We start from the raw sequence: 23,875 nt of genomic DNA, 5'->3' as shown, positions 1-23,875 counted from the left end.
TACAACTAAGAAAGTGATAGTATTTATTCTTCTTTAGGATTCTCGAACAATTTTTGATGGATCGTATTACAAGTTCAATATGCATGTATTACAAAGGAATATTGCCATGTTTTCGATCTGGTCTATCTACTTTTTTATTTTTGAGCATACTGAACCCTTTGATTAGTTTCCTACGTGTATTTTTGGGTAAAATTACCTCATCTATAAAACCACGTTGTGCTGCTCGATACGGGTTTGCAAATTTTTCTGCATATTCGGTTTCTTTTTCTGCAAGTTTTGCCACTGGATCATCAGCCGCTTTGATTTCTTTTTTGAATATGATTTCGCTTGCGCCTTTGGCGCCCATAACAGCAATCTCTGCGGTTGGCCATGCAAAATTAAGATCTGCTCCTATATGCTTTGAGTTCATTACGTCATAAGCACCTCCGTAGGCTTTACGAGTTATGACAGTAACTTTGGGTACTGTAGCTTCGCTAAGGGCATATAATAATTTGGCGCCGTGCACAATAATGCCATTCCATTCCTGATCAGTACCAGGTAAAAAACCAGGTACATCAACAAGTACTAATAATGGGATATTAAAGCAATCGCAAAAACGAGTGAATCTAGCAGCCTTTTTAGAACTGTTTACATCTAGTACTCCTGCAAGAAATTGAGGTTGATTGGCTATAATCCCTATACTTTGTCCAGCGATTCTTGCAAAACCAACAATAATGTTTTCTGCATAATTTTTATGAATTTCGTAGAAAGATCCCGTATCTATAATTCCATTAATGACTTGATGCATGTCATACGGCTTATTTGGATTTTCTGGGACTATATTGGTGAGAACATCTCGTACTTCATTAGCGAGTGTATATTGTAGGTTTTTTGGAGTCTCTTTATTGTTTTGAGGCAGATAACTAAGAAGTGTTTTTATATCTTCTAGGCATGCGACATCATTTTCAGATGTTATATGTGCCACTCCCGATTTTGTGGAGTGCGTACTGGCTCCACCTAGTTCTTCAGAAGTTACTTCTTCATTAGTTACTGTTTTAACAACATTAGGGCCTGTTACAAACATATAACTTGTATCTTCTACCATGATGGTAAAATCCGTCATTGCGGGGGAGTATACAGCCCCTCCTGCACAAGGACCCATGATGGCAGAAATTTGAGGAATTACCCCAGATGTTTGTACATTTTTGTAGAAAATATCAGCATATCCACCAAGAGATCGAACACCTTCTTGTATTCTCGCTCCTCCCGAATCATTAAGACCGATAATGGGAGCTCCCATTTTTACTGCCATATCCATGATTTTACAAATTTTTTCGGCATGAGTTTCTGATAGAGCTCCACCAAAAACAGTAAAATCTTGTGCAAAAATATAAAGTAGCCGCCCTTGTATAGTACCATATCCAGTGATAACACCATCACCATAATATAGTTCTTTATCCATCCCAAAATCGGTGGTACGATGCGTGACTAAAATACCTATTTCTTCAAAAGATCCCTGATCTACTAAATATTCTATGCGCTCCCGAGCAGTAAGTTTTTTCTTTTGATGCTGTTTTTTGATACGCTCTTTTCCGCCTCCTAATTTTGCTAAAGCTACTTTATCTTCTAACGTCTTTATTTTTGAATCCATAATTAAAGTGTTGGTATTCTCAAAGTTTTTTGATCTTCCTGATATTGTTTTAATGCTATTAATGCCGCAATTTTAGCTTCATTTTCATTTGTTGAGGTTATAATTGCAGCTGTATAATAATTTTTGACAAAATGGGTGTCAAAAGTTCCTTCTTTGAAGGAGTCATGTTGAATAACAAATTTCCCAAATGGTAGCGTAGTTTGAACTCCTTTTATGATATAATCATTAATTGCTTTTTGCATAATTAATAACGCTTCTTCTCTTGTCTCACCATAGGTGATTAATTTTGAAAGCATTGGATCATAATAGATTGGGATATCCATTCCTTCTTCAAAACCGTTATCAACACGTATTCCTTTTCCTTTAGGAAGGATATAGGTTTCTAATGTTCCTACACTTGGTAAAAAATCATTTTGAGGATCTTCTGCATATACCCGAAGCTCTATAGCATGACCCTTTATAGAAAGATCTTTTTGCTGAATGGGTAGTTTTTCTCCTTTTGCTATTTTTATTTGTAACTCTACTAAGTCCATCCCTGTTATTAGTTCTGTGACAGGGTGTTCTACCTGAAGTCGAGTATTCATTTCTAGGAAATAAAAGTTGTTATTTTCATCAAGAAGAAATTCAACAGTTCCTGCACCAAGATACTCACAAGATTTGGCCACTTTGATGGCAGCTTCTCCCATTTCAGAACGTAATTCTGGAGTCAGAATTACGGATGGTGCCTCTTCGACTACTTTTTGATGTCTTCGTTGTATACTACATTCTCTTTCAAAAAGGTGGATAATATTGCCATGACTATCTGCAAGTACTTGAATCTCTATGTGCCGGGGTGATGCTACATATTTCTCGATAAATACAGAACCATCTCCAAAAGCAGAGGTCGCTTCACTAATTGCGCGATTCATTTGAGATTCAAGATCATCTTCTTTCTCTACGATGCGCATTCCTTTTCCACCACCCCCTGCAGAAGCTTTAATTAAGATGGGAAACCCAATTTCTGAAGCTATTTTTTTTGCCTTTTTAATATCTGTAATTGCTTCATCAACCCCAGGGACCATAGGAATGTTATACATTTTAACTGCTTCTTTGGCAGCTAGTTTACTTCCCATGATTTTTATAGCGTTGGATTTTGGTCCAATAAATATGATACCATTTTTTTCAACTTCTTCGGCAAAGTCGGCATTCTCACTTAAAAAACCATACCCAGGATGTATTGCGTCAACATGAAGTTGTTTTGCAATTTTGATAATTTTAGAACCTAATAAATAAGATTCGTTTGATGGCCCTTCACCTATACATACCGCTTCATTAGCAAGTTTTACATGTGGTGAACTGCGATCAACAGTAGAGTAGATCGCGACCGTTTTTATGCCCATTTTATGAGCAGTAGTTAGTATCCTAACTGCAATTTCACCTCTATTGGCAATTAATATTTTTTTCATGTAGTTACTCTTTTTAATTAGTAAGAATTCATGAATATTATTCGAATTCGATTAATAATTGTCCTTTTTCTACTGCTTCACTTTGGGCAGCCCTAATAGACTTAATAATTCCGTTTCTTGGAGACAAAATCACATTCTCCATTTTCATCGCTTCCAGAATGAGTAATGGGTCATTTTCTTTGACTTCCTGACCAATTTCTACCTGTATATCCAAAAGTAAACCAGGCATTGGTGCATTGATAGCTTCTATTTTTTTGGATGCTCCTACAGAAAAACCCATAGCAGCGATTCGTATGTCTAATTCATTAGCAATACTTACATGATAGGAGGTGTTATTTACTTTTACTTCATATTTTTTTGTATCCAGATCTGATGCTATAATTTTGGTAGTATATGATTTATCATTTACAAGTATATGACTGGTCATATCTGAATTAGTAATCACATCAATTTTCGAAATCTCTTCTGGTGTGATTTCAAATTCATGATCGGTATTAGCGTTTACCTTAACTTTGTATATACTGCTCATACATATTCGTATTTGGTTTAGTATGATAAATATAGGTATTATATTTACTAGAATTTAATACTTATTTAATTCTAATGGCATTTATAGAGGGGTATGGTATAGGGTTGGGGATGATTATTTTTATAGGTCCTGTATTCTTTTTGTTGTTAAAAAGTAGCTTACAATATGGTTACAAAGCGGGTGTAGCCATTGCTTTGGGGATTATTTTTAGTGATATAATTTGTGTGGTATTATGTTACTATGGTCTTTTTTCATTTGTCAATAGTACAGAAAATCAGTTTTTCATGGGACTCATAGGTAGTCTTATTATCTTTATTTTAGGAATTAGTTATTTACTCAAAAAGACGAGCAAAAACCATCCTTTCTCTATTCGTTCTAAAGGAGTGTTGCCTTTTTTCTTAAAAGGATTTAGCATCAACTTCTTTAACCCTTTTGTTTTTGCAGTTTGGATAGGGGTATATAATTACGGGCAAAATAATTTTAATACAAATTCTTCTTTATTGACTTTTATAATTGCTGTTTTGGCGGGTATTTTTACAACTGACTTGTTAAAAGTATTTTTATCTAAAAAGGTAAAGAAGTTTGCAAATACAAAGAGATTAGAGGTGTTTTTTAAAGTTACTGGGATTGTACTCATTATATTTTCGGTGAGGATATTATATTCTATATGGTAGTTTAACCGGGTTTATGCATTTAAAAATCTATGGTATCTCAAAGCCTCACAGCGAAGTTTCAATGTATAAAACGGGTTTAAAGAATTGTTTTTTTTTGAAAGTAATTTTTATTTTAGGATTCTATAATTCAATGTTTTATGATTTTTGGTTCTCAAAATGAGGTACTTATGGATTTTAGTTATATTTGAATAACAACAACTATAAATACAAATCAATATGGAATTTAATTTTATTATTGCCGCTGTTGCGGCGCTTATCCCAATGGTTTTGGGTTTTATTTGGTATAATCCAAAAGTTTTTGGTACTGCATGGATGAATGCCTGTGGGTTTAAGAAAGAAGATCTAGAGGGGGGTAGTATGATGAAAATATTTATTTTGTCATACATATTTAGTTTTTTCCTGGCAACGATGGTTAATACTTTAGTGATTCATCAATTTGGGTTTTTCTCTACGTTAATGAGTGAGCCGGATTTGGCTAAAGAGGGTACAGAACTATATCAATATGCTCAGGATTTTATGAACAAATATGGAACAAATTTTAGAACGTTTAAACATGGAGCTTTGCATGGAGCTTTGGCAGGAATCTTTTTTGTTCTTCCTGTTCTGGGGACCAATGCTTTATTTGAGAAAAAAGGTTTTAAATATATAGCTGTTAATGTGGGTTACTGGACGGTTTGTCTGGCGTTAATGGGAGGAGTGATTTGTCAATTTGCGTAGGATAAGTAATACCAGAAACAAGTAATTTTTAATTTAGTATTAGTTTTGGATATATAAAGGGTGTTCATTAATCAATAATGAATGCCTTTTTTTATGGCTAAAGTCAATTTCCTAAAATCCTTTTAAATAAATTTTTGAGTAGAGGAGCAGCTTCTCCAGGATTTCGTTCACTTTCTTTTGCAATGAGTTTTCCTTTTGAGTCATATGATAATTCATAGCTAAACACAAATCTGTTAGCTTCAGTTCCTATGCCTAACTGACCAAATCGTAAATCATTAAATAGTAGTTTGTTGTCTTTGTTTTCGATGGTGTACCATCCATCGGATAATTGTATCAGCCTTGGGATAAGAGGATCACTTTTCATTTCTTTTAATAAGTGATGATTCTTAGGGAACTCTAAAAATTGTATGGTATCGCTTTTGTCAAATAAAGAATAATGACCTATTAGGAACGAGTGCTGTGTTTCAACATTGGCACTCCATAGAATACTATTAAGTGGAGTGGGTTTTGTTTGAATTTCTTTATAATTAATTCCTTGGTTTTCTAAACTTGACTGAAATTTTTGATATGTATACCATTTTAGCCCCAATGTTATGATTAAGTATCCACTACTTATATAGATGCCTAACATGTTAGTTCTTTCCCTTTTGGGGTGAGTTCTTTTATAAAATAAGGCAATTAGTAAGCATGTTAAAAAAGGGAATGTATAGACAGGGTCAACAACAAAAATGTTTTTAAAAGAAACTTTATAGTTTAATGGCCAGAATAACTGAGTACCCCAAGTAGTAAAGGCGTCTAATAGAGGATGCGTAAAGAGTCCCCAAAACATAAGTTTTGACCAATCTTTCCAGGTAGCCTCTTTTAATGTATATATTTTGGAAATTAACCATCCGAAAATGGGGGCAGCCAAGAGACTGAAAAGTATAGAGTGAGAGAAACCACGATGTAGTTCATTTGCAGTAATAGTATCTACAAAAAGTTTTGAAACGACATCAAGGTCAGGAATTGTTCCGGCTATCGCTCCCCAGAGCATTGCTTTGTTACCCACTTTTTTTCCTAAAATAGCTTCTCCTACGGATGCACCTAGAACGATTTGAGTCAAAGAATCCATTAGTTAACCTGCAGCTTAAAAGGATTTCTAATTTCATATTCATTTGGCGAAATTAGTTCTATTATGGGTTTTAAAAGTGTATTCGAAATAGAATTTCCGTGGCGCACATATAGTTTCATTTCTACAGGTTTTGCACCTACAGAACTTTTTATGATTTCTGCTGTTCGTCCTAGTCTTAGTTCGTTAACTCTTTTTGAAATTGCAAGCTCAACATAATCGTATAGCATTTTTTGATAAATGGCATGTGACTTATTGTATTCATAATCAATACCAATATGATTGGCATCGATAGCCTCATTAAGAACAAAGGATGTTGTAAACCCAACAAGCTTATTATCCAGAAAATACCCCTTAAAAATAAATGCTTGACCTAGTGCAATTTTCAGATCTCTAAATGTTGAAGCATTTAGTTTACCAATTTTAAAATCAGCTTTTTCGATTACTGATAAATATAGTTTGTTAATTTCGGTATCAAAAGTGCTTATATCCTGTGCGGTAAAGTTTGTTGTCGTTATGGGGCTAGCTTTTTTAAAAACATTTTTGACTCTAGTTCGAAACTTTGTTTTTAGACTGGCCATATAGTCATCAAATGTATGCCATTCTTCTTTTATTTTTAGGACCATATTTACGTCGATTTTAAACTCCCTAAAGTCATGTTGTTTACAATTGTCACTATGAACAAATGATTCTGGCCAAAATTCTTTCAATAGTATAAACGAAGGTTTATCAGAACTTTCATTTTTTCTTATTTCTCTTAAGGCAATTGATAAACTTTCGAAAGCTATTTTTGAAGAAACTCGATTAGGATTGTATATAAAACCATGTTCACCGCAAGAGAATAAATTACCACAAATTAATACTCTGACATCTAGGTTTTTTATAAACTTATTTTTGATTGTATCACTAATTCGACAGGGGAACTCCTGAATTTTTAATTGACTTGACTCGAATTTGATAAGTTGAACGGCTGCAAAACCTACAGGAGTATTGCGGTCATAAAAAAGAATATACTTAAAACGAATTGTGTCGGAAAGCGTATTTTCTAAAGTCTTGAGGTATTTTAATGATAGAAAAATATTATTTTTTTCATGAATAAGTCTCCAATCAATTTCAGGAATATCATTTGTATGATCATAGTATACGTAGCGAAGTAATCTGATTTTATTCTTATTTTTTATTTTTTCTAGCATTTTATTGAATAGTAATTTTGGATAAAACTGTGATCAGATCCATTTCAAAATTACGGTTATTTTTTTATAGACCTTATTAATTCTATGTCAAAACTAAAAAAACTAAAAATATAAGTTTTTTGGAACTATACTCTTTTTGAGAGACTAAATCATTATTTATGTAGTGTTTTAACGTTGTTTTTATGTTGTTAAGCCATAAATTTACTTTTTTTATTTAAATTTAAAATAAGTTTGTTTTATTTGAGTGTAATTGGGAAATTAAAATGAATACATTGGTGAATTGCGTGTTGTTAATTGATGACGACAAGGCTACAAATTTTTATAATGAAAGGGTTGTTAGCAAGCATAATTCTTTCTGCAAGGTAAATATTGTTCAAAGCGGTATCGCTGCATTAGATTATTTTAATTTGGTAAGGAAAAGTGAAGCAATAAAACCAGACCTTATCTTTTTAGACATTAACATGCCGGCAATGAATGGTTGGGAATTTTTGACAGAGTTTTCTAAGCTGGATCAAAAATTAACCAATGGTATTAAAATAATTTTACTATCTACATCTTCAAACCCAGATGATGTAAGAGCATCTTCAAAAAACCACTCGGTAGATGATTTTATTCATAAACCATTATCAAAGGACCAGTTAGACAACGTATTAGAAAATCATTTTTCTTAAATACAGCAGTGCTTTTTTTGTCTCATGAGTAATCTTTAGATTAAACAAAATAAAGTAAAAATGTATTTCATACCTGTTTTTATGCATTTAATCGTAAAATATTCATTTGTTTACAAGTTTTTGTTTGATTATTACGTAATTTGACTTTTTTTGTTTAAAACCTAAAAAATCGTGTAAATCATGATTTCTCAAATACTATTGATTAGTGATAGTTTTGTCATTTTTTTTAACAAAAAAGTCTTAGGTAGACAGTGTACTTTTGGTAATGTAAGTACTATCGATATGGTTATAGATGTATTACCATATGATATAAAAGAGAAGAATATACTTGATAGTATGTGTTTGTATACTATGTCTACCATGCACGTAAATGAGTTTTTGCATAGATTTACTGGTTTTCATAACGATATTAACGAAGGAATAGCAATAGATACGTTAATTACTTCAAGGAATATCTTTAAAATGGAAAAATCGAAACAAAATGCCAATGTTTCTGATTTTTTTAATAACTCAAATTCGACATATTTATTAGATAATATATTACAAACCCCCCTATAATTAATTATTTAAATGAAAAAAGTAAAAAAAATTCTTTTAGTAGATGATAGTACAGCTACTAATTTTTTTAATAAAACAATGGTTCAGAAAACGGATCTTGTAGAAGAGGTGGTACTTGCCAAAAATGGTAAAGAGGCACTTGATTGTTTGTATGATACCACGATTCCAGATATAATTTTTCTTGATATTAATATGCCGGTCATGAATGGCTGGGAATTTCTTACTGAGTTTGAGAAATTAGATATAAGATTTAAGAAATCTACTATTATTTTAATGATAGGAGCAGAACTTGCACCCGAGGATATGGAAAGGGTTAAAAGGATCCCTCAGATAAAAGAGTGCAGAGGCAAAACATTAAATAAAGAAATTGTAACTGAGATCGTTAACAAGTATTTTGAGAATGTGAATTCTGTAGAATATACAAATTAAAAAACGATCTTCGAATTTTTGATTTTGTCAGAAATATAATCATGTAACAAAGTCTTATACCATGACTAATGGGTATATTTGTTCTATGTACACCACACATTAAATCATTTTAGAAACAATGTTTCAAATTAGATTGATAAAGAAGAGGTTATTTGTAACCTCAGTATTTTACTTTTACTTAATTGCTCATGTTTTTTCGCAATCAGGTGCTTATATTCATGGAACTGTTTCGGACCAATTTGGTAATTTACCAGGGGCAGAAGTAAGAATTGAGGGAACCGAAAAATTAACCACTACAGATGTTAATGGTTCATATTCTTTTGATATAGATGAAGGAGAATATGTGATTACTTCTAATTTTGTAATGTATACTTCTCAATCCAAAACAGTTGTAGTAAAAGCAGGAGATACGCTAAAGGTAGATTTTGTTTTAAGTACAGGGTTTTCTATAGATCAACCGGTTACATTAGGGTCCAGGTCAAAACCAAAATCAGCTCTCAAAAGTACTGCAGCTGTAGATATTATTTCTCCGCAACATCTTACAAATTCATCTCAAATTGAGTTAAGTCAAATACTTCATTATTTGGTACCTTCTTTTTATTCTGCACGCCAAACAATAGCAGACGGAACAGATCATATAGATCCTGCTACCCTAAGAGGGTTAGGTCCGGATCAGGTATTAGTTTTGATCAACGGCAAGAGGAGGCATACGAGTTCTTTACTAAACGTCAATGGCACTGTAGGGAGGGGGTCTGTAGGAACAGATTTTAATGCAATTCCTGTAGCGTCTATAGAAAGGATAGAAATATTGCGAGATGGGGCTACATCACAATATGGTTCTGATGCAATTGCAGGAGTAATTAATATTGTACTTAAAAAACAAGTCGAGTTTATACAGATAGAAAACAGGGCAGGTATAACAACTCAAGGAGATGGATTTACTATGTACTCAGGCACGAATTTTGGGCTTAATATAGGAGATGAAGGATATATTAATGTGACTGCTGAATATAGAACAAGAGAGTCTATTAATAGGGCAGGAGCGTATACTGGCACGGTATATTCTGATGAATCATCAGAAGACCAAGAGTTAATTGAGTCCAATAATTTTTATGAACAAACAGGGTATTCTCAGAATAGAGTAATGGAAATAGGCAGATCAGAGACTCATAATTTAGCGCTATCCTTTAATAGTGCAATAAAAATATCAGAGTACTCAACATTCTATTTACATGGAGGAAGAAACTATAGAGAAGGAACTTCTAAGGGGTTTTACAGATTTCCGAAGAATGAGGATAGAGTCGTTTTAGAGTTATTTCCTGACGGTTTTTCTCCAGAAATATTGACAGATATTCAAGACGACGCTGTTACAGGAGGTGTAAAGGGAATAAAAAACAATTGGAATATTGATTTTAGCCATTCTATAGGAGTAAATAGGTTAGATTATACGGTAAATAATTCGAATAATGCCTCTTTGGGAGAGGTGTCACCAAGAACTTTTTATGCAGGAGGGTTTGGGTATCAACAAAATACTACAAATCTTGATGTATCTAGAAATTTTGACTGGTATAGTGGTGTTAATATTGCTTTTGGTACTGAATTAAGGGTAGAAAATTATCAAATTATTGCGGGAGAAGAAGCTTCTTATATGGATGGTGGCAGCACGTATATAAATGATTTGGGCGTTGAAACCTCTCGCGCAATTGGATCACAAGTTTTTCCTGGTTTTCAGCCCGATAATGAACTAAGTAGATTTAGAACAAATAGTTCTGGGTACATTGATATAGAAGCAAACCTTACGGATAAATTACTTCTTAGAGGTGCAGCTCGATATGAAGCTTATAATGATTATGGAGGACAGGGAGTTTATAAATTATCTGGAAGATATAGAGTCAATGATAAAATTACAATTCGATCGGGGTTTTCGACAGGGTTTAGAGCCCCATCTCTTCATCAGGTTTTCTTTCAGAATATAAGTACACAATTTATAGACGGAGAAAGTGTAGAGGTTGGGACGTTTAATAACGAAAGTGCAGTAACGACAGAAGCTTTTAATATAGCAAATCTAAAACCAGAATTGTCCAGCCATTTTAGTACAGGGGTAAGTGGGAAGTTCAACGATAATTTTACCTTTAATTTTGATTACTATTTAATTAAAATAGAGGATAGAATTGTACTTTCAGGAAGATTCGAAGAAGGATATGAAGATGTGTTAGCTCCTTATAATGTGGGGGCAGCTCAATTTTTTACCAATGCTATAGATTCCGAAAGTTCTGGAATTGATGTTGAGCTATTCTTTAAAAAAAATATTTATGAAGGAGAATTTATAGCTTCACTGGGTGCAAATGCAAACAAAACAAGTGTTGTAGGTGCAATAAAAGTTCCTAGTAATCTTCTTGGTCAAGAAGAGGTAATCTTTAATAGAGAAGAAATTGCGAGAGTAGAAAATGCACAGCCCAACTATAAGGTCAATTCTTCACTTTCTTATGAGTATAATAAGCTAAAAGTGCAAATGGTCAATACACTTTTTGGAGAAGTTAAATTTGTTCACCCTGATGACAGTGATCCTAGTGATTGGTTACTAAATGAGTTTACAGGACTTGTAGAAACCAGAGATCAGACATTTTCACCGAAATTGGTCACAGATATGATACTATCTTATAATATAAATGATTACGTTAAATGCTCTTTAGGAGGAAATAATATTTTTGACGTATATCCAGACAAACATACGCATTCTGCAAATACTGTAGAAGGTAATTTTGTGTATAGTAGAAGGGTACAGCAGTTTAATGTACTAGGCGCTAATTATTTCTTTAGAGTTTCATTGAACTTATGATTTCATGGTTGTGTCACATATCACCATATTTTAAGAATCGGTTTAGAAGTTTACTTTTAGTTTCATTATCCATTGTGTTTTGGACGCAAGGATATACTCAGAATGCCACCACAGAAAAGATCAAGGGACTACAAAGATCGATAGTCATTTTTAACTTAGCTCAACAAGTTAATTGGCCTAATATGGGTACGACTCAAAGTTTTAAAATAGGAGTTTTGGGTGCCGATCCAGTAGTATCGAATCTAAGAGCAATGGCAGAAAAACGCAAAATACAAGGTAAATCTGTTGAAGTATTGCGTTTTGATTATGTCAAGGATGTAAAAAACATACAGCTATTATATGTAAACAAGAAATTCAATTTTGATATGCATTATATACTTAGCAAGATAGCTACAAAGAATATATTGCTAGTAAGTGAAGATTATAATTTTAATACCTCTATGGTTAATATTATAAATGTTGGTAATTCATTCGAATATGAGGTTAATCTACGGAGAATTGAAAAAGAAGGTTTTACAACTTTACCTACATTAAGATCCAATGCTATTACTTCTTCAGAAAAATGGAAACAATTGTACCAAAAAACAGAAAAAATATTAGAAAAAGTAAAAGAAGACAAAACAATAAGTGAACACAAAATAGAAGATCAAAAAAGAAAAATATTTGATCAGGAATTGGCAATCGATGCCAAGGAAGAAGAAATTCTTGGGTATGATAATAAAATCAATACACTCTATACAATCAACGAAATACAACAAAAGAAGTATGAAGAAAAAGTTGAAATAGAAAAAGCCCTTGAGAATAGTATTCAGGAACAAATAGAATTACTAAAAGATCAGGATAAAAAAATATCAGAAAGTAATTTAGAGATTAAAACTAGAGATTTAATTTTAAAAAATCAATCAATTAAAATTCTGGAGCAGAAAGAAGTTTTGGCTCAAAAAACCTCTGAAATTAATGCCCAGAAAAAGATAAATATACTACTTGGCATTTTGGTGTTTTTTATTTTATTAACTAGTATTCTTATTTACAAAGGTTTTTTAAACAAGAAAAAATTAAGCAAGGAGTTAGAAAAAAAGAATCAGGCTATCCAAGAACAATCCTTGGCTTTAGAGTCAAAAAATAAAGAGTTGGAGCACTTTGCGTACATCGCAAGTCATGATCTTCAGGAACCTCTTAATACAATTTCTAGTTTTATTGGTTTAATTTCTGAGAATTATGGAGAAACCTTTGATGATTTAGGAAGAGAAAGCATGAAATTTATAACTGATGCTAGTGCTCGAATGAGAAAATTAATTAATGCTTTACTAGAGTATTCTCGTTTAGGAAGAGAAAAAGAATATAGTAGAACCAATTGTAACACGGTCATCAAAGAATTAATTGAAGATCTAAACAATGTAATCAAAAAAACAGGAGCAACCATTAACGTAAACCCATTACCTATTGTAAATGGATCTGAAATAGAACTTCGCTTGTTATTTCAAAATTTAATAAGCAATGGTATTAAGTTTAGAGATATCGATACTATCCCCGAAATTCAGGTTTCGTGTGCTAAAAACTATATTGAAGGTAGCACGACACAAGGTTTTTGGGAATTTTCTGTACAAGATAATGGGATCGGTATACCTCAAAAACATCAAGATCGAATATTTGCTATTTTTCAACGACTTCATTCTCGAGAAGAATATGAAGGTACTGGTATCGGATTAGCACATTGTAAGAAAATCGTAGAATCTCATGGCGGAACTATATGGTTAGAGTCAGAAGAGGGCAAAGGAACTACTTTTTATTTTACCATTCCTATTTAGATTTGTTTGATTACTTCCCTAATGCATTAAATTAGGTCTTTCTTTTTTAACCCACCTTAGTCAGTACCCTTTTTATTTCTGAGAGTACTGCTTAGTATCAACCATCAATATTTTTGAGTTAAGAAGCACATATGTTAGGATGTCACATTGCTCTTGTAAAGATGTGTTTAACCCCAACGTTTCTAATATTTTCATTGCGAAATAGATTTCTCAATATCTTATCTCATGTTTAGTTTTTAGAGTATTCAAAAAATTTAATGGATGCCAAATTTTGACACTTGATTTAAGTTTTTAAAATACCAAGAATTATGTTCCTTTCCCTCTGATATAACATCATATTTTATTGTTATTGAAACTTTAAAGAAAAAGTAACAGTACTATTCAAGGAAGTAAAACCACTGAAAACCGTGAGTTTTTATATTGCATTTTAGGGTAATTTTGGGCCAATAAATAAATTTCATACTGTAGTATTAAGTTATTTAAGAATTGGGATATATATATCAAATTTTTGATTAGATGTTGCATGATATATTAGGAAGAGGTGGTTTTAATTTAAAGGATTTGGGGTTTTTGGATAGTATTTCAAAGAGGGATAATTTTTTCGGGTATGTAATAGAGAAATGTCATTTTTTGGTTCTAAAACCACTATTGTGCATTTTTTTATGTAGCCTACCCACAATTACATTTTCTCAGGATCTTGGTCAAATAGGCAAGGCAAAATTATTTAAACTAACAGGAGGTGTGGCAGCGAATGCAATTTTTTATGAAGGACAATCAAATAGAGAACCATTTACTTATTTTCTTACGGGTAATGTGAATCTAAACATTAGCGCTGTCTATAATATTCCTTTTTCATTTTCGTATTCTAATCAGAAATTTCAGAATAGTAATCCATTTTCATTTAATAGGTTAAGTATTCATCCATCATATAAGTGGGTAACAACACATATAGGAGATGTAAACATGACATTTTCGCCATACACGCTTGCGGGACATCAATTTACAGGTGTGGGTGTAGATCTTACGCCAGAGGGGCCGGTTAAGATTAGTGCTATGTACGGGCGATTGTTAAAGGAGTCAGAGTATGTGGCTGATAATCAGCAAAACCAACCTGCATATAGGAGAACCGGATATGGTTTGAAAGCAACATATACATCAGAAAAATTCTCAATAGGAACTATCTTCTTTAAAGCTTCTGATGATAAAAATTCCTTAGAAACCTCAGTTCCTTTAGAACTCGAATTACAACCCAAAGAAAATGCTGTGGTTAGTCTTGATGGGAGTGTAAAACTTTTTGATAAAGGAGAGATTAAGGTAGAAGTAGCTTCATCAACCATTACAGAAGATATAACTGTTATAGGACAAGAAGAAAATGCTCCTGTTTTTTCGGTTTTACTAGATAATAATGCTTCAACTAAGCATTATAAAGCATATAATGCTAATTTCTCATATCCTTTGGGACAAGGAACTGTAGGTGTAGGATACGAATATATAGATCCCGATTACAGAACATTGGGGGCTTATTTTTTTAATAATGACCTTGAAAATATTACACTTAATGCAACTCAAAATTTATTCGAAAATAAAGTAAATCTTTCTTTTAATGGGGGGATACAAAGAGATGATCTTGATAATTCTAAAGGAACACAATTGCAGCGAATAGTAAGTGCTGTTAATATTACATATAGTGCTTCAGAAAAACTAAATCTTACTGGAGGATATTCTAATTTTCAATCATATACCAATATTAAGAATCAGTTCGATTATATTAATGAAGTTTCAGAAATCGATAACCTTGATACATTAGATTTTCAGCAGATTTCACAGAATGCTAATCTTAATGCCAATTATATTCTAAAGGATACCGAAACCAAAAAGCGAAATCTAAATATCGCACTTTCTTATCAAAATGCAATAAACAAACAAGGAGGGATTACCGTTGATAATGGAAATTCGAATTTCTATAATGGCAGTATGACCTATACATTAGGATATCCTATTAATAACCTTAATGTTTCAGCAGCGGTGAATGCTACCTACAATACCATTGGTATTGATAATAGTATAACATTTGGACCTATACTGTCTCTGAATAAACAATTTTTTGATAAAACGTTGCGTACCACTGGATCCGTAAGCTATAACGAGAGTAGAAATAACGGAGAGAAACAGGGAGAAGTGACCAATATTCGGTTAGGAAGTACCTATGTGTATAAGAAAAAACACAATTTTAATATGAATGTGTTATCTCAATTTAGAAATGCAACTACAGAGAGTCAAGATCTCACAGTAACTTTTGGATATAATTATATTCTCGACAAATTTAAACCAAAATTTAATCTGCCTAAAAGAGATAAAAAGAAAAAAGAAAAAGAAGAAAAAGTCCAAGAAAAGAAAGAAAAACCTACCAAAGGAGATGAAATAATTCAGTTCAAGTATAGAGATTCTCTTTATTCTGGAACTTTAGCAGAGATTAATAGTCAATTAGAAAACCTACAAAATCATCCACATTTTAATCATATTCCTGGCTACAAAAAAGGAGAATTAACAATGCTACGAAGTATTGTTGCAGATGAAAAAAATGAAAATAAATATAAACCTAAGGCAATTGATTACCTCAAGGAATTATATAGCTATGAAGACTTTTTGGCAGGATATCATGAGCTAATTTATAAAATGCTACAGGAACTAAGAAGAGATATGCAGCGCCTAGATTATGCATTCGAGAAAGCATTTGTAAAAGCCAAAGTCGCGGTAGACAATCATGTATTGCACAATAAGTCCGCAGAGGATATTAAGAAAGTACATCCAGAATTGAAAACAAGATACCTAGAGAAACAAAAAAATTCAGAGACAGCATTAGCTCGATTGATTGGTCATCGATGGACGCTTCCGATTATACAAAGTTATAATAGTATAGAGAAGGTAAAAAATCCGGATAAATTTCTTAAAGAGTTTATGGAGAACGAGAAAGAAAATATCTTTCGAATGAAGGACAAAGGAGAAGATGATCAAAAAATTGAATATTATATGATCTCTCAGATTATTGATTTTTACTTAAAAAAGTCCCTTAATTATACAGACCCAGATAAATTTCATTTAAAATACATAGAAAAGCACTAACCTATGAAAAAGCTTATACTTATACTATTGGTTGCGCTATCCTGCGCTAGTCAGGCTGTGGCGCAACGATTTCCTATTACAGTTGTTCCTCAGGTCAATTCACCGGCGCCTGTAAATTTTTATAATTATGCAGACGGTACTACTATTAATAGTCCACTTCGAGTACAATTACTACTTAGTGATATTACGATCATTAATGAGCAAATTAGACTTAAAATATATTTTGAGGGGAATGGGATTGCTTTCGAAAGTAGAGATGTTGTTGTTGGAGCGCCTTCATTATTTATCGAAGGAGGAATTCCGTTAACATTAACTAATGTAGACTTAGCACCTTATTTTGAGTTTCAGAATATACAAGGGATTAATTCGAGTAATTACGCTAGTACAATCCCCGAAGGAAGTTATCAGTTTTGTTTTGAAGTATTTGATTTTTCTACAGGTAATCGGTTATCATCAAAGACCTGTGCAAATACCTATATTTTTAAGAATGATCCCCCAATACTTAATCTGCCTTTTGATGGGAGTAATATAGAGCCTACAGATGTTGAAAATATTGTTTTTCAATGGACGCCCCGTCATATTAACGTTAGTAATGTCGAATATGAACTAAGTATAGTAGAAATCTGGGATGATTTTGTAGATCCACAAACGGCGTTTTTATCATTACCACCAGTTTTTCAGACTACCACCAGAGGAACCTCTTTTGTATATGGTCCCACGCAACCTTTATTATTGCCAGAAAAAAGGTATGCATGGCAAGTGCGTGCTAAAGCCTTGCAGGGAGCAGAAGAGATTGGGCTTTTTAGAAATGAGGGAAAAAGTGAAGTGTTTTGGTTTTCTAGAACCTCTTCTTGTGTTCTACTTCCGAATGTATATGCTGAACCCAAAGGAATTTCCAAGATCAATGTATTCTGGGACGAAGACCCTACCACATATACAGAATATACTATAGCCTATAGGGAGGCTAATAATCCTGATGCAAATTGGTTTACCGAAATTACTAATAGTGGTTGGACCACTATCTGGGATCTCAAGCCAGGTACGACGTATGAATATAAGGTAAAAGCCAAGTGTAAATATCAGTATGGAGCATTCTCAGAAGTACAAGAAGTAACTACCGAAGTAACACAAGATGAGGAAGCAGATTATAATTGTGGCATCACACCCGATGCGATTGCTATTTCCAATCGTAATCCCCATCCAGGCTTATCTGTAGGAGATCGCATCCGAGCAGGAAGCTTTATTATTACACTCACTGAGATTACCAGTCAGTCAGATGGAAGAATTACAGGAACCGGATACGTAGGAATACCATATCTAAAGAGAGCCAGATTCGGAGTCACGTATTCTAATGTTTTAATCAATACAGACAAACAATTAGCCGAAGGAGAGATTGTTACCATGTATGATGAGAAATTTGGAGAAGGAGAAGAAATGACAGTTGATGTAGATATCGATGTGGTGGATATAATATACGGAAGTGATGGAGAATCCTCGATTGCAGAAGTTGATTTTGTAATAGAAAGTATAGAAGTTAATGAAAATGGAGCCTTTGTAATTACTGGTACGAATGGAGAAGAAGCTATTGTTCCTGGAGGTAATAATGTAATCATAAAAGATGAAGATGACAAAGTGTGGGAAATAGGAAGCGATGGCTCGATTACCCAAGGACAGGTAGCAGAAGGAGGAGCAGTTACTGAGGATACTACTATAGGATTAGAAAATGGTGAGATTGCAGAAATTTCTGCCACAGGAGTACGTGTAAATTTTGAAGCATCTGGATTTTATAGTTACGATGTTTTACCGGATACAGTAAAAAATCAGCTAGGAGCAGAATATATAACTCTTACGATGCCAGATGATGGTATATATAATGTGCCATTTAAGGCAGTGTCAGATACCAATGGAGAGGATACTATAACAGCCGAGGCTGCTTTTTCTGATGCCAGTTTATCTACAGATGATATTATCTTCAAAACAAAAAATGGTGCTGAGGTCCCAGCAACATGGAATGGTAATACAGCTACTCTTAAACTCACCAAAAAATCGGATTATCTCATAGAGCAAATAGTTGCCTCGGTAAAACTAAAGGGTGAAGATAAATATGCAGTTGCAGGAGCATTCAACCTAGTGCATATGGGGAGTTCTGAGCTTTCAAATATTAATTTGGTTATTGTACCTATTAACGATGTTAGTATTGAGGCAAATCTCAAAGGAAATATTAATGAAGTCTATAGAAAATCTGGAGTCAATTTTAATATCAGTCTAGCTAGTAGGTTACAGGTTCCAGAAAGTGTTTGGGATGTAGAAACCGCAGATCAAACCCTTAATGCAGGAGATAGTGGTCTGCTAAGTACATATTCGGCAGAAGAAAAAGCGATAATAGCATATTTTAAGACACAACGTACCTATAGCGACAACAATTATTACCTCTTCCTTACAGATCTAAAAGCTACAGATAGTAATAACGGTGAAGATATTGATGGCTTTATGCCACTCAAAAAACAATATGGATTTGTTTTTCAGAAATCTACGAATCAGGCAAGAACTATTGCTCATGAGATTGGTCATGGTGTATTTGGGTTAGAGCATCCATTTAAAAAATATGGAACACCAAAAGGAAGTACTGATTTCTTGATGGATTATAACGGAGGAACTACGCTCAACCATATGGATTGGAAAAAAATTCATGCTCCGGGATTACAGTTGTATTGGTTTCAAGATGATGAAGAAGGAGCAAGTGTGGTAATCGGTTCATATTTTAGGGATTATAAATTTGGAGAAAACAGAAGCAACACCTCAGCATATGATGATTCATTTACTTTTTTGACACCATCAGCAGAAGCAATAGTGTTACCTAATAATGTAGAGAATGTCGAGTTTTATTATGGGTATTATGGAGAGTCGATTCAAGGAGAAATACAAGAATTTATCAAATTTACACCCGGAACTCTAAAGAGTTTTAAAATAGGAGATCTAGCCTATAACGCTAAGGTGCAGTTTAGCGGTGATACAGCTACATTATTAGGGTATTATGCAGAAACAGCAAATGGACCCGTGGCCTATGAAAACAATAATGGGGATTTTGATTTTTACAGTGTAGAATGCATCTTTTTAACAAATCATGAAGATAGTTATCAACTTATGAAGACTACCCGATTTGATACAGGAACCGTAAATTTTTATGAAGGAGGTACTAGTGAATTAAAAGATGTGGTGCACTTTCCGGTTCCTAGTTTTAACGGAAGTGTACTTTCTAAAAAACTAGATGGGTATGCGCAGTTAGGGTCTGATACACATATTGTTACTAATGATATCATAAAATGGTCTAAGACAGGGCATGTATTAGGTAATTTCAATGATATTTTTATTAGAACCAAGATTGCAGAATTAAGAGCGGCTTTTCCTACATATATAGACTATGTGACTACGGATCATTATGGTAAGTGGTCCAAAACAAGTTTGATAAACGGTGAGTATTGGGAATGGTCAGAGCGGAGATTTCTAAATTGGCTGTCCGATAAATACTTGGATTGTAAAGATCAGTGGGTTGGCAATGAACGTATTGTTCTGTGCAAACTAAAAGATAAGTATGTAGAGAGTGACTTACCAAATACTCAAATAGACTTCCTTAAAGAATTTATTCTATTTATTGAACAGGGAATTCAAGAAGAAGCCATTCAGACAGAGGAGATTATAGCATCAATTAAAGAGGATATTGATTATGTCGACACTGTAGATATAGAGAATCTTATTCGAGCTATTAACTTTGCCACCACAGCAGATATATATAGCCTTAGCGGAGAAGATGTTGTAAGGATCTTATCCAGAATGGCATATGAGGGAATTTTTGAGGGGTCTGATGAGTCTAATAATAGAGAGACGGCTATAATTAGATTAATCGAAGATGCTAACCCTTCAGAGGCGGCTACCATAATTTTAGGGTTAGAAGATGTTAATTACTATAAGAAATCTTTTACAGGACAAGGTGGTCATACGAATTATAAGGAGGAAATTCTTTATTATCAAATTTTTACTAAAGTAGATGATAAACTTCTAGGGTTTCTTTCGGGAGATAATGAACGTGCACGTTTAATCGTCGGTTTTTCAAAACTGTTTATGAAGGCTACAGAATTGCATGAGGATAGAAAAACATCATTTGAAAATAATTTATATCGAAGATCCTTTGTTTTAGAATATCAGAATATAGCAGTAAGAGCAGTTAATACCTCTGCTTTGATAATGACACAAGGGGCAATTAATAATTGGGACTGGTTTAAAGAGAAAACGACCTATTTTTCTATAGACACTGATTATGATAGTGCTACAGGAAAGTTTCAGGCAACTCAAAATGAAACACAAGGTTTGGTTCCTCATTTCTTAGTAAGAGAAAAAGGAGAGTTTATGTCAGATCCATTACGTCCTTTTGATTTGGTGTATTTTCATAATAAATCGAATCTAGATGTATTACAAGGTTTTGGTAAAACCGAATCTCAGATCAATTTACCTGTACCTGCAATTTTACTAATGTACGCAGATATTTCTGCGTCAAATCAAACAACCGCAGCGAGTATTATTACAGCTGTTGATGTATTAAGTTTGGCAACGGGACCAGGAGCTTTACTAACTGCAGGGTCTAAAATACACAAAGCTGCTGTTGCTTTTGATATGGCGGTAGATTTATTAAGTATTGCAACCACAGCAACTAGTGATACTGATTTTGCTTCAGAAAATGGAGAACTATATCAGAACTTAAGCAATTTTACGATTGTACAATCTTTTCTAAGTTTTAGTGCGCAGTCGTTATTAAGGTCACCTAATAATTTACCTGTCAGGGATTATTCATTAGATGATATAGACAATGCAGTTCCTAATTCTCCAATGCCTGATCCTATTGGGTTGGTAAGAGAAACTGATGAGCTTCCTGATGAGTTAGTATTAGCCATTGCCAATGATCCAAAAGCCAATACTGCGATGGGGTATGTGACAGGTAAAGTAGATACATCTCCAAATATAACACCTGAATTAAAAGTACAAGTAGAAAGAGTCAGAACTCGTTTTGAGAGAGCTACGGAGCTACTTCGGACCTTCCCTATAATTAGTAAGGTCCCAGGGAATATCGAAGTGCTTGCACAGGTGAGTAGAAGATTCGAGTATGAAGGAAATACTGGTTTTGAAGGATTAACCAGATTAATGGTTGATGGTAGTCCCGCCAGTAAGCAAAAACTAATTGATGGTCTTAAAGTGGTTGATAATTTGTTTCCTTCTTCTATTCCGGTTCAGTTTAGTGGGATCAAGAATGGGGAGGTTATCGTTAGGTTAGATCCTGGTCTAACAGGAGGTAATAGTACTGAAATAGGAAGATATATTGATGGAAATTTTCAAAAAAAGAATTTCATAGACGAGGCAGATGTGCCTAACTATGAAGTAGTAACTGATTATAGAGGAGAGGGTGTACTTCTTAAGAATGGAAATACGTATGGCTTTAGAAATACCGGAACTACGGATAATGGAGCACGACACCTGCGAGTGAATACCATTTTAGAAAATATTAAAATAAACAGACCAAACTGTAAATAATGGAAACAATAATGAAAACATATAGTAAAAGAGTAATGATCCTGATTGTTTTGATTTTTGGGTTTCAAGGAATCGAAGCTCAAGGTGACCAATGTTTATGGGATACCATCAAAAATGAATTGATAGCAGGTTCTGATGATGTGGTGAAGCATTTTGAGGACAATATGGAAAATGCCTATGATGCTTGGCGAATCTTGTATAAGGCGGATCAAAGTGCAAATAGATTAGATGTGGATAATCTAAAAGAAGTATCAGAATATGCTAAGCGTTCAGAAAAGGGATCTAATGACATTATTACTGAGATAGAAATATCCGGTGGATATACGAGTTGGAGAACAATTGCTTTGGGAGCTGATACCAATAAAAAATTATATTTAGAAGCTCGATTAATTAATGAAAAGTATTATGAAGAGGACTGGACTGATGAATTATTTGTGAGCAAAATGCATGATTTTGTAAAGGATTCACATTTGTCCGATGCAATAAAAAGTGAAATTCTTAAAATAAATGAAGTGCGTTCTCTTTCTAATATTGTATTAAGAGGTGGAGAGGATATATTTGTTTTAGGAAGTTCTTCGAATTCGTCCATAATAGAGTACCTACAAACATTAATTGTCAATAGAGCTGCTTCCAAAATTGTTGATGATAAAAGTTTTAAAGCAGCATTGAGTGAGGTTGAGAAGGTAATGAAGCTACCAAGTGTTACGGCTACAGAAATCACGAGTGGAAGTGGAGGTTTGGGAAGAATTTTTACAGGTAATTATGAAGGGAATTCTGCCATTTTTAAGTTTGATAGTGCAACTGATTATGATGTAGTTGAAGAAATGGAGTTAGTGCTTAAAGGGTTGGAACCTTATGGTGGAGCTAAGTTATATGGAAGGGTTAGAGTACAAGATGATAATGGAGTATGGCGCGAGGCGGTAGCAATGGAAAAAATAGAGGGGAAAGATTTATTTAGCCTTAACAGCTCAATGTCCCGAAATGAACCATTGTCTATCCAGGTAACAGATGTTCATCTTAAGGCAATTGATGATATTGAGAAAAAGTTAACCGATAATGGTGATTTTTTACATGAGACCAATCTAGGAGATTTTATGTTAACTAACGATCCTGACCGACCAATTGTAATGCTAGATATGTTTGTGTCCAAAGAAAGTAGACCTTCGCGGGGCCTCTTAGATACAAGAAATGAGCATGTTAGAAATACTATTTCAAAATTGGTCGAAAATTCTAAACAGTAGCTCTGTTTTAATTAACGGGCCTTGATTAAGTTGTGCGTAAATCTGCTCCAATAATTAATAGATCTAAAACGATATGCCTGGTTTAGTTGAGTTTAAACTAGTCTCAAAATAGACTTTTGTTAAACTCTATAAACCAATCCAAATACTTTGTGGGCTTAATGATTAAGAGGAAAGATCGCGTGTTTGGTTATTTAACTTTCTGGGAATTAGAATAAAAATCACTGAAAACGGTGATTTTTTTTTGGATGAAAAGTCATAAAATTGCACTGTATTAAAGAATTAAGTAATTAGGAATCAAGTTGTACAGAGAAGTTACTCTATGATTAGAAA

At 33.5% G+C, this 23,875-nt stretch carries 15 protein-coding genes; 10 read left to right on the top strand and 5 right to left on the bottom strand.

The window, feature by feature from the left end:
- Positions 1 to 88: 88 nt before the first annotated feature.
- Genes DZ60_RS0100530 through DZ60_RS0100520 form a run of 3 tightly spaced genes read right to left on the bottom strand, consistent with a single transcriptional unit; the run spans position 89 to position 3,604 of the window.
- On the bottom strand, positions 89 to 1,630 hold the full coding sequence (locus DZ60_RS0100530; RefSeq protein ID WP_025739547.1) for an acyl-CoA carboxylase subunit beta: 1,542 nt from the start codon (positions 1,628 to 1,630) through the stop codon (positions 89 to 91).
- A 2-nt stretch (positions 1,631 to 1,632) separates the two neighbouring features.
- The gene (gene accC / locus DZ60_RS0100525) at positions 1,633 to 3,075 is read right to left on the bottom strand and encodes an acetyl-CoA carboxylase biotin carboxylase subunit (protein ID WP_025739545.1); all 1,443 of its coding nucleotides are present in this window, start codon (positions 3,073 to 3,075) and stop codon (positions 1,633 to 1,635) included.
- A 37-nt stretch (positions 3,076 to 3,112) separates the two neighbouring features.
- Positions 3,113 to 3,604 carry an acetyl-CoA carboxylase biotin carboxyl carrier protein subunit gene (locus tag DZ60_RS0100520; RefSeq protein ID WP_025739543.1) on the bottom strand — a complete coding sequence of 164 codons (492 nt, stop codon included), beginning with the start codon at positions 3,602 to 3,604 and terminating at the stop codon, positions 3,113 to 3,115.
- A 74-nt stretch (positions 3,605 to 3,678) separates the two neighbouring features.
- On the opposite strand from DZ60_RS0100520, the gene DZ60_RS0100515 reads away from it, so the two are divergent.
- Both DZ60_RS0100515 and DZ60_RS0100510 read left to right on the top strand, forming a co-directional pair.
- Positions 3,679 to 4,278 (top strand): LysE family translocator, encoded by a 600-nt coding sequence (locus tag DZ60_RS0100515; protein WP_025739541.1) that lies wholly within the window; start codon positions 3,679 to 3,681, stop codon positions 4,276 to 4,278.
- Positions 4,279 to 4,494: 216 nt separating this feature from the next.
- Positions 4,495 to 4,995: a DUF1761 domain-containing protein gene (locus DZ60_RS0100510; protein ID WP_025739539.1), complete on the top strand. Its 501-nt coding sequence runs from the start codon at positions 4,495 to 4,497 to the stop codon at positions 4,993 to 4,995.
- Positions 4,996 to 5,098: 103 nt separating this feature from the next.
- Here the strand turns inward: DZ60_RS0100510 and DZ60_RS0100505 are convergent, their stop codons facing one another.
- The gene (locus DZ60_RS0100505) at positions 5,099 to 6,106 is read right to left on the bottom strand and encodes a metal-dependent hydrolase (RefSeq protein ID WP_025739537.1); all 1,008 of its coding nucleotides are present in this window, start codon (positions 6,104 to 6,106) and stop codon (positions 5,099 to 5,101) included.
- Entirely contained in the window at positions 6,106 to 7,296 is a 1,191-nt protein-coding gene (locus DZ60_RS0100500; protein WP_025739535.1) for a hypothetical protein, read from the bottom strand. Before DZ60_RS0100500 ends, DZ60_RS0100505 begins: the two co-directional genes overlap by 1 nt.
- Positions 7,297 to 7,559: 263 nt before the next feature.
- Between DZ60_RS0100500 and DZ60_RS0100495 the strand changes: the two genes are divergently transcribed.
- From DZ60_RS0100495 to DZ60_RS0100460, 8 genes are all read left to right on the top strand, one after another.
- The gene (locus DZ60_RS0100495) at positions 7,560 to 7,967 is read left to right on the top strand and encodes a response regulator (protein WP_025739534.1); all 408 of its coding nucleotides are present in this window, start codon (positions 7,560 to 7,562) and stop codon (positions 7,965 to 7,967) included.
- A 180-nt stretch (positions 7,968 to 8,147) separates the two neighbouring features.
- Positions 8,148 to 8,525: a hypothetical protein gene (locus tag DZ60_RS0100490; protein ID WP_025739533.1), complete on the top strand. Its 378-nt coding sequence runs from the start codon at positions 8,148 to 8,150 to the stop codon at positions 8,523 to 8,525.
- 12 nt (positions 8,526 to 8,537) lie between these two features.
- On the top strand, positions 8,538 to 8,954 hold the full coding sequence (locus DZ60_RS0100485; RefSeq protein ID WP_025739531.1) for a response regulator: 417 nt from the start codon (positions 8,538 to 8,540) through the stop codon (positions 8,952 to 8,954).
- A gap of 118 nt (positions 8,955 to 9,072) precedes the next feature.
- Positions 9,073 to 11,793, top strand: coding sequence for a TonB-dependent receptor (locus DZ60_RS0100480; RefSeq protein ID WP_025739529.1), 2,721 nt, complete (start codon positions 9,073 to 9,075; stop codon positions 11,791 to 11,793).
- Complete coding sequence (locus DZ60_RS23880) at positions 11,790 to 13,601, top strand: YfiR/HmsC family protein (protein WP_081740336.1); 1,812 nt, start codon at positions 11,790 to 11,792, stop codon at positions 13,599 to 13,601. The genes DZ60_RS0100480 and DZ60_RS23880 overlap by 4 nt, the downstream gene beginning before the upstream one ends.
- A 516-nt stretch (positions 13,602 to 14,117) precedes the next feature.
- Positions 14,118 to 16,724 (top strand): TonB-dependent receptor, encoded by a 2,607-nt coding sequence (locus tag DZ60_RS22165; protein WP_025739525.1) that lies wholly within the window; start codon positions 14,118 to 14,120, stop codon positions 16,722 to 16,724.
- A 3-nt stretch (positions 16,725 to 16,727) separates the two neighbouring features.
- Entirely contained in the window at positions 16,728 to 22,304 is a 5,577-nt protein-coding gene (locus DZ60_RS0100465) for a fibronectin type III domain-containing protein (RefSeq protein ID WP_025739523.1), read from the top strand.
- A complete protein-coding gene (locus DZ60_RS0100460; RefSeq protein ID WP_025739521.1) occupies positions 22,304 to 23,545 on the top strand; it encodes a hypothetical protein in 1,242 nt (413 codons plus the stop codon). The genes DZ60_RS0100465 and DZ60_RS0100460 overlap by 1 nt, the downstream gene beginning before the upstream one ends.
- The last annotated feature ends 330 nt before the right edge of the window (positions 23,546 to 23,875 follow it).

The organism is Aquimarina pacifica (assembly GCF_000520955.1).
GTDB classification, from domain to species: Bacteria; Bacteroidota; Bacteroidia; order Flavobacteriales; family Flavobacteriaceae; genus Aquimarina; species Aquimarina pacifica.
Note: the sequence above shows the minus strand (reverse complement) of the source record. Positions and strands in the feature narration are given on the sequence as shown.

Excerpts from the sequence above, each read along its gene's own strand:
- DZ60_RS0100530 (WP_025739547.1), bottom strand. The coding sequence starts at position 1,630 with ATGGATTCAAAAATAAAGACGTTAGAAGATAAAGTAGCTTTAGCAAAA.
- accC (WP_025739545.1), bottom strand. The coding sequence starts at position 3,075 with ATGAAAAAAATATTAATTGCCAATAGAGGTGAAATTGCAGTTAGGATA.
- DZ60_RS0100520 (WP_025739543.1), bottom strand. The coding sequence starts at position 3,604 with ATGAGCAGTATATACAAAGTTAAGGTAAACGCTAATACCGATCATGAA.
- DZ60_RS0100515 (WP_025739541.1), top strand. The coding sequence starts at position 3,679 with ATGGCATTTATAGAGGGGTATGGTATAGGGTTGGGGATGATTATTTTT.
- DZ60_RS0100510 (WP_025739539.1), top strand. The coding sequence starts at position 4,495 with ATGGAATTTAATTTTATTATTGCCGCTGTTGCGGCGCTTATCCCAATG.
- DZ60_RS0100505 (WP_025739537.1), bottom strand. The coding sequence starts at position 6,106 with ATGGATTCTTTGACTCAAATCGTTCTAGGTGCATCCGTAGGAGAAGCT.
- DZ60_RS0100500 (WP_025739535.1), bottom strand. The coding sequence starts at position 7,296 with ATGCTAGAAAAAATAAAAAATAAGAATAAAATCAGATTACTTCGCTAC.
- DZ60_RS0100495 (WP_025739534.1), top strand. The coding sequence starts at position 7,560 with ATGAATACATTGGTGAATTGCGTGTTGTTAATTGATGACGACAAGGCT.
- DZ60_RS0100490 (WP_025739533.1), top strand. The coding sequence starts at position 8,148 with ATGATTTCTCAAATACTATTGATTAGTGATAGTTTTGTCATTTTTTTT.
- DZ60_RS0100485 (WP_025739531.1), top strand. The coding sequence starts at position 8,538 with ATGAAAAAAGTAAAAAAAATTCTTTTAGTAGATGATAGTACAGCTACT.
- DZ60_RS0100480 (WP_025739529.1), top strand. The coding sequence starts at position 9,073 with ATGTTTCAAATTAGATTGATAAAGAAGAGGTTATTTGTAACCTCAGTA.
- DZ60_RS23880 (WP_081740336.1), top strand. The coding sequence starts at position 11,790 with ATGATTTCATGGTTGTGTCACATATCACCATATTTTAAGAATCGGTTT.
- DZ60_RS22165 (WP_025739525.1), top strand. The coding sequence starts at position 14,118 with ATGTTGCATGATATATTAGGAAGAGGTGGTTTTAATTTAAAGGATTTG.
- DZ60_RS0100465 (WP_025739523.1), top strand. The coding sequence starts at position 16,728 with ATGAAAAAGCTTATACTTATACTATTGGTTGCGCTATCCTGCGCTAGT.
- DZ60_RS0100460 (WP_025739521.1), top strand. The coding sequence starts at position 22,304 with ATGGAAACAATAATGAAAACATATAGTAAAAGAGTAATGATCCTGATT.